Below are 5,130 nucleotides of genomic sequence, written 5' to 3'. Positions count from 1 at the left end.
GCCTCGAACAGAGGCGGCCGCACGTTTCCTCCCCAAGGCGTTGCCAGGTTTTCCTCGAAACTGGTTCGACCAATTGGGCCTGGCATGACGTCTACAGCAAATTTTCCTGCGCGGCAAGAAGTGGGCAGAGGAAGCCGACCGCGCCGGACAATGCCATGATTTAATAAGGTAATTTCGCATTTCCAATTGCGGGTCCGAGGCTTCTTCCAGCTTTTCAGGCGCTTGACCGAACTACGGGATTTGGTAATACCAGAATGACATGGCGTTCAGATGCCGTCAGGACTGACCAAACAGGCTGGCCCTCGCTCCAATTGGCGCTATGCTTGGTCACGAAAACAAGAGAGGGAGGATGCCGATGCCGACGACGATGAAGGGTCCCGGCCTGTTTCTGGCGCAGTTCGCGGGCGATGCCGCACCGTTCAATTCGCTGGCTTCGATCACCAAATGGGCGGCCGGGCTCGGCTACAAGGGTGTGCAGATCCCGACCTGGGACGGACGCCTGTTCGACCTCGCGAAGGCGGCCTCGTCGAAAGCCTATTGCGACGAGGTGAAAGGCATCTGCGCCGACGCGGGCGTCGAGATCACGGAACTGTCGACGCACCTGCAAGGGCAACTGGTGGCGGTGCATCCTGCCTATGACGCGCAGATGGACGGCTTCGCGCCGCCATCGGTGCACAACAATCCCAAGGCGCGCCAGCAATGGGCCGTCGAACAAATGAAGTTCGGCGCCCAGGCATCGCGCAATCTCGGGCTTAATGCTTCCGTGTCGTTCACCGGCTCGCTGGCCTTCCCTTACCTCTATCCCTTCCCGCAGCGGCCGGCCGGGCTGATCGAGGAAGCCTTCGGCGAGCTCGGCAAACGCTGGAAGCCGATCCTCGATGTCTATGAGGACAATGGCGTCGATGTCGGCTACGAGATCCACCCTTCCGAGGACGTGTTCGACGGCGTGACCTTCGAGATGTTCCTCGACGCGGTCGGCGGCCACAAGCGCTGCAACATCAATTACGATCCGTCGCATTTCCTGCTGCAGCAGCTCGACTATCTGGAATTCATCGACATCTATCACGAGCGGATCAAGGCCTTCCACGTCAAGGACGCCGAGTTCAATCCGACCGGACGGCAGGGCGTCTATTCCGGCTATCAGGGCTGGGTGAACCGGGCAGGCCGCTTCCGCTCGCTGGGCGACGGCCAGGTCGATTTCAGCGGCATCTTCTCCAAGCTCACCCAGTACAATTACGATTCCTGGGCGGTGCTGGAATGGGAATGCTGCCTGAAGCATCCCGAGGACGGCGCAGCCGAAGGCGCGCCCTTCATCCAGCACCATATCATTAGGGTGACCGAGAAGGCTTTCGACGATTTCGCCGCCGGCACGACCGACAAAAAGCTGCTGCGGGCGATGATGGGGATTTGACCCGCGAACTTCCCTGGAAGATCGACAGCGGGTCCGGGCGGGGTTGAATTCAAAGCCGCGGCGGACCCTTATACCCCGCCCCGACGCCGTGCGTCGGCCCTCCGCAGGGGGAGGGTGAGCAGCCAAGAGGAGAGGACGAAAAATGGTCGGCGCATCGAAGTCGGAAACGGGAGGCGGCCCGATCCGCTACGGCATGGTTGGCGGCGGGCAAGGCGCCTTCATCGGCGCGGTGCACCGCATCGCGGCGCGCATGGACAATGATTTCGTGCTGGTCGCCGGCGCGCTGTCGTCGAACCCGGAACGGGCGAAGGCTTCCGCCGCCGAACTGGGGCTCGATCCGCAGCGCAGCTACAGCTCCTATGCCGAGATGGCCAAGGCCGAAGCCAAGCGTCCCGACGGCATCGAGGCGGTGGCGATCGTCACGCCCAACAATGTGCACGTGCCGGCGGCCAAGGCCTTCCTCGAGGCCGGCATCCATGTCATCTGCGACAAGCCGCTGGCGACGTCGCTCGCCGAGGCGAAGAAGCTTGCCGCGCTGGCCGAGAAGACCGGCAAGGTGTTCGTGCTCACCCACAATTACACCGCCTATCCAATGATCCGGCAGGCGCGCGAGATGGTGGCCAAGGGCCAACTCGGCGACATCCGCATCGTGCAGTCGGAATATCCGCAGGACTGGCTGACCGAGGATCTCGCCGCCACCGGTCAGAAGCAGGCCTCGTGGCGCTCCGATCCCAAGCAGGCGGGCGCCGGCGGCGCGCTGGGCGACATTGGCACGCATGCCTATAACCTTGCCCGTTTCGTCTCGGGGCTGGAGCTGGATTCTCTGTCGGCCGACCTCGACGCCTTCGTGCCGGGCCGCCAGCTCGACGACAATGTCAACGTCATGCTGCGCTTCAAGCCGGTCGGCAACAAGCATCCGGCCAAGGGCATGATCTGGGCAAGCCAGGTGGCGCCCGGCCATGAGAACGGGCTGAAGCTGCGCATCTATGGCTCGAAGGGCGGGCTGGAATGGGTGCAGGCCGACCCGAACTATCTCTGGTACACGCCTTTCGGCCAGCCGAAGCAGCTGCTCACCCGGGCCGGCGCCGGCGCGATGCCGGTCGCGGCGCGTGTGACCCGTGTGCCATCCGGACATCCGGAAGGCTATCTCGAAGGTTTTGCCAACATCTACCAGGAGGCCGCCCGCGCAATCCGGGCGGCACGCAGAAGGGGCGGCAAGCCGGGCAAGGATGTGATTTTCCCGACGATCGAGGACGGCGTCGAAGGCATGGCCTTCATCGAGGCCTGCGTGAAGTCGTCGAAGAAAAATGGGGCGTGGACGAAGCTCTAGGGACGGCTGCGTCGTCTGAGGGGGAGTCCCCCTCACCCGGATTGCCAGCCGAATTGCAAACGCAATTCGGGGCAATCCGACCTCTCCCCGAGGGGAGAGGAGGGCGCCGGCGCCGACGACAACCTCTTTCTCCCCGCCGGGGAGAAGGTGGCAGCGAAAGCGGCCGGATGAGGGGGAGTGCGGCCCGCCAACGCAAATGGCTGGCCGCAAGCGGGGAGGGGTGTCGATGAAAATCGGCATGTGCATGTTCTTGTGGACCACCAGCGTCTCGAAGAAGGATGTGACGCTGTTGAAGGACATCAAGGCGACGGGTTTCGACGGCGTCGAGATACCGGTCTTTGCCGGCGCGCCTGACGACTACAAAAGGTTGGGCGAGATGCTCGACCGCATCGGCCTGGAGCGCACCGCGGTCTCGGCGATGGGCGATCCGGCGATGAACCTGATCTCGCCGGATGCCGCCGCGCGCAAGGCCGGTATCGATTACATGAAATGGGCGATCGACTGCAGCGCGGCGCTTGGCTCCAACACGCTGAGCGGGCCGCTGCATTCGACGCTCGGCGCCTTTTCCGGCAGCGGGCCGACTTCTGCCGAGAAGAAGCGCTCGATCGCCTCGCAGCGCGCCATCGGTGACCATGCCGGCAAGAAGGGCGTGACCATCGGATTGGAGGCGCTCAACCGCTTCGAATGCTATCTGGTCAACACCATGGCCGATCTGTGCGAGCATATCGATGCGATCGACCGGCCGCACATCAAGGCGATGTACGACACGTTCCATGCCAATATCGAGGAGGCCGATCCGATCGGCGCCTACACGAAGCATCGCCGCAATATCGTCCATGTCCACATTTCGGAGAACGACCGCGGGGTGCCGGGGCGCGGCAACATTCCATGGAAGGAGACTTTCTCCGCCATCCGCAAAAGCGGTTATGACGACTGGCTGACGATCGAGTCCTTCGGCCGCTCGCTGAAGGATCTGGCTGCGGCGACAAAGGTGTGGCGGGATTTCGCGGAGAGCCCGGAGGCGGTTTATCGCGAGGGGTATAGGCATATCAGGGACGGCTGGAAGGGGGCGGCGTAAGCGACTCTCTCTTCGTTATCCACGGGCGGAGCGGGAGCGAAGCGGACGCGGAGACCCGAGGATTCCGTGACGTCGACGCTCCGCAACGATGCAGACTTCTGCACCGCTGCACTCTACGGCTTAGGTAACGGCATGGATCCTCGGGTCTGCGCGCGTCGCTCCGCTCCTTGCTCCGCCCGTGGATGACGAAGGCGCGAAACTACCCCTGCTCGGCCTGCAGCCGATTATAATCATGCAGCGTGCGGCTCAGCCGGCGGCGCAAGACGTTTGAGATGTTGTCGAAGATGAAGACGACGAGCAGTATCAAAAGCACCATGTAGAAGACGTTGGCCCAGTTCGAATTGGTGCGCATCGCTTCCCACAATTTCAGGCCGATGCCGCCGGCGCCGACGGCGCCGATGATGGTGGCGCCGCGGGTGTTCGATTCCCACTGGTAGAGCGTCTGGCTGATGAAGACCGGCACCACCTCCGGCAGCACGCCGTAGCGTTGCACCAAAATCTCGTTGGCGCCGGTCGAGAGCACGCCTTCGCGCGGCTTGTCGTCAATGTTCTCCAGCGCCTCGGAATAGGTTTTGCCCAACGTCCCGATCTCGGTGAAGAAGATCGCGGCGCTGCCGGCCAGCGGGCCGGGGCCGAAGGCGCGGGTGAAGAACAGCGCCCAGATCAGCATGTCGACCGAGCGCATGAAATCGAAGAAGCGTTTCAGCACCTGGCTCAGAACGCCGCTCGGCGTGATGTTGCGGGCGGCAAAGAAGGCAAGCGGGAAGGCGACGATGCCGCCGAGCAATGTGCCAAGGAACGCCATGACGATGGTCTGCAAGAGCTTCGTCCAGACATCGCCATGCTGCCACTGGGCGTTGTTCCAGAAATTGTCGGCGGCCAAAGCCAGGTTCGACGTACCGGGCTTGAGTTCCGGCCCGGAGACGATCAGCGAGATGACTTCGCTATAGGGTTTGCCGAAGAAGGGCGAGCGCGTATCGAAGACGAAATTCGCCCAACCGAGGAAGCGCTTGCGCACCTTGACGCGGTCGACGGTGACACGCACCTCGCCGGCAAAGCCTAGCTTGGCGACGATCTCGTCGTCATGGACGGTCACCCAGTCGGGCACCGGACCTGTCACCACCGGCTTGCCACCGGTCAGCGCGATGGGCACGGTCAGGCCGTTGGCCGTGATCGTCTCTTTGGTCTTGTCGAAGGTGACGGATTTGGCGTCGCCGTCGATCTGGACGGTGTAGGTGCCATCGGCATTCTTGATCACCCAATCGGGATCGGGGTTTTCGCCGAGCGCCGAGAAGCGCGGATATTTCGGCG

At 63.0% G+C, this 5,130-nt stretch carries 4 protein-coding genes; 3 read left to right on the top strand and 1 reads right to left on the bottom strand.

Annotated features, from left to right (window positions below; genetic code table 11):
* Nucleotides 1-355: 355 nt before the first annotated feature.
* From EOA27_RS20985 to EOA27_RS20975, 3 genes are all read left to right on the top strand, one after another.
* Entirely contained in the window at nucleotides 356-1,411 is a 1,056-nt protein-coding gene (locus EOA27_RS20985) for a sugar phosphate isomerase/epimerase (protein WP_126081137.1), read from the top strand.
* A 142-nt stretch (nucleotides 1,412-1,553) separates the two neighbouring features.
* Nucleotides 1,554-2,741: a Gfo/Idh/MocA family oxidoreductase gene (locus EOA27_RS20980; RefSeq protein ID WP_126081138.1), complete on the top strand. Its 1,188-nt coding sequence runs from the start codon at nucleotides 1,554-1,556 to the stop codon at nucleotides 2,739-2,741.
* 226 nt (nucleotides 2,742-2,967) lie between these two features.
* Nucleotides 2,968-3,819 (top strand): sugar phosphate isomerase/epimerase, encoded by an 852-nt coding sequence (locus EOA27_RS20975; protein ID WP_126081139.1) that lies wholly within the window; start codon nucleotides 2,968-2,970, stop codon nucleotides 3,817-3,819.
* Between the two features lie 199 nt (nucleotides 3,820-4,018).
* Here EOA27_RS20975 and phnE read toward each other — a convergent pair.
* Nucleotides 4,019-5,130 (bottom strand): phosphonate ABC transporter, permease protein PhnE (gene phnE, locus EOA27_RS20970; protein WP_127257054.1); only part of this gene is annotated, 1,112 nt, incomplete at its 5' end.

Origin of the sequence: Mesorhizobium sp. M2A.F.Ca.ET.037.01.1.1 (genome assembly GCF_003998075.1) — a bacterium.
Lineage (GTDB): Bacteria > Pseudomonadota > Alphaproteobacteria > Rhizobiales > Rhizobiaceae > Mesorhizobium.
The sequence above is the reverse complement of the archived record's forward strand: the minus strand, read 5'-3'. Positions and strand labels throughout refer to the sequence as shown.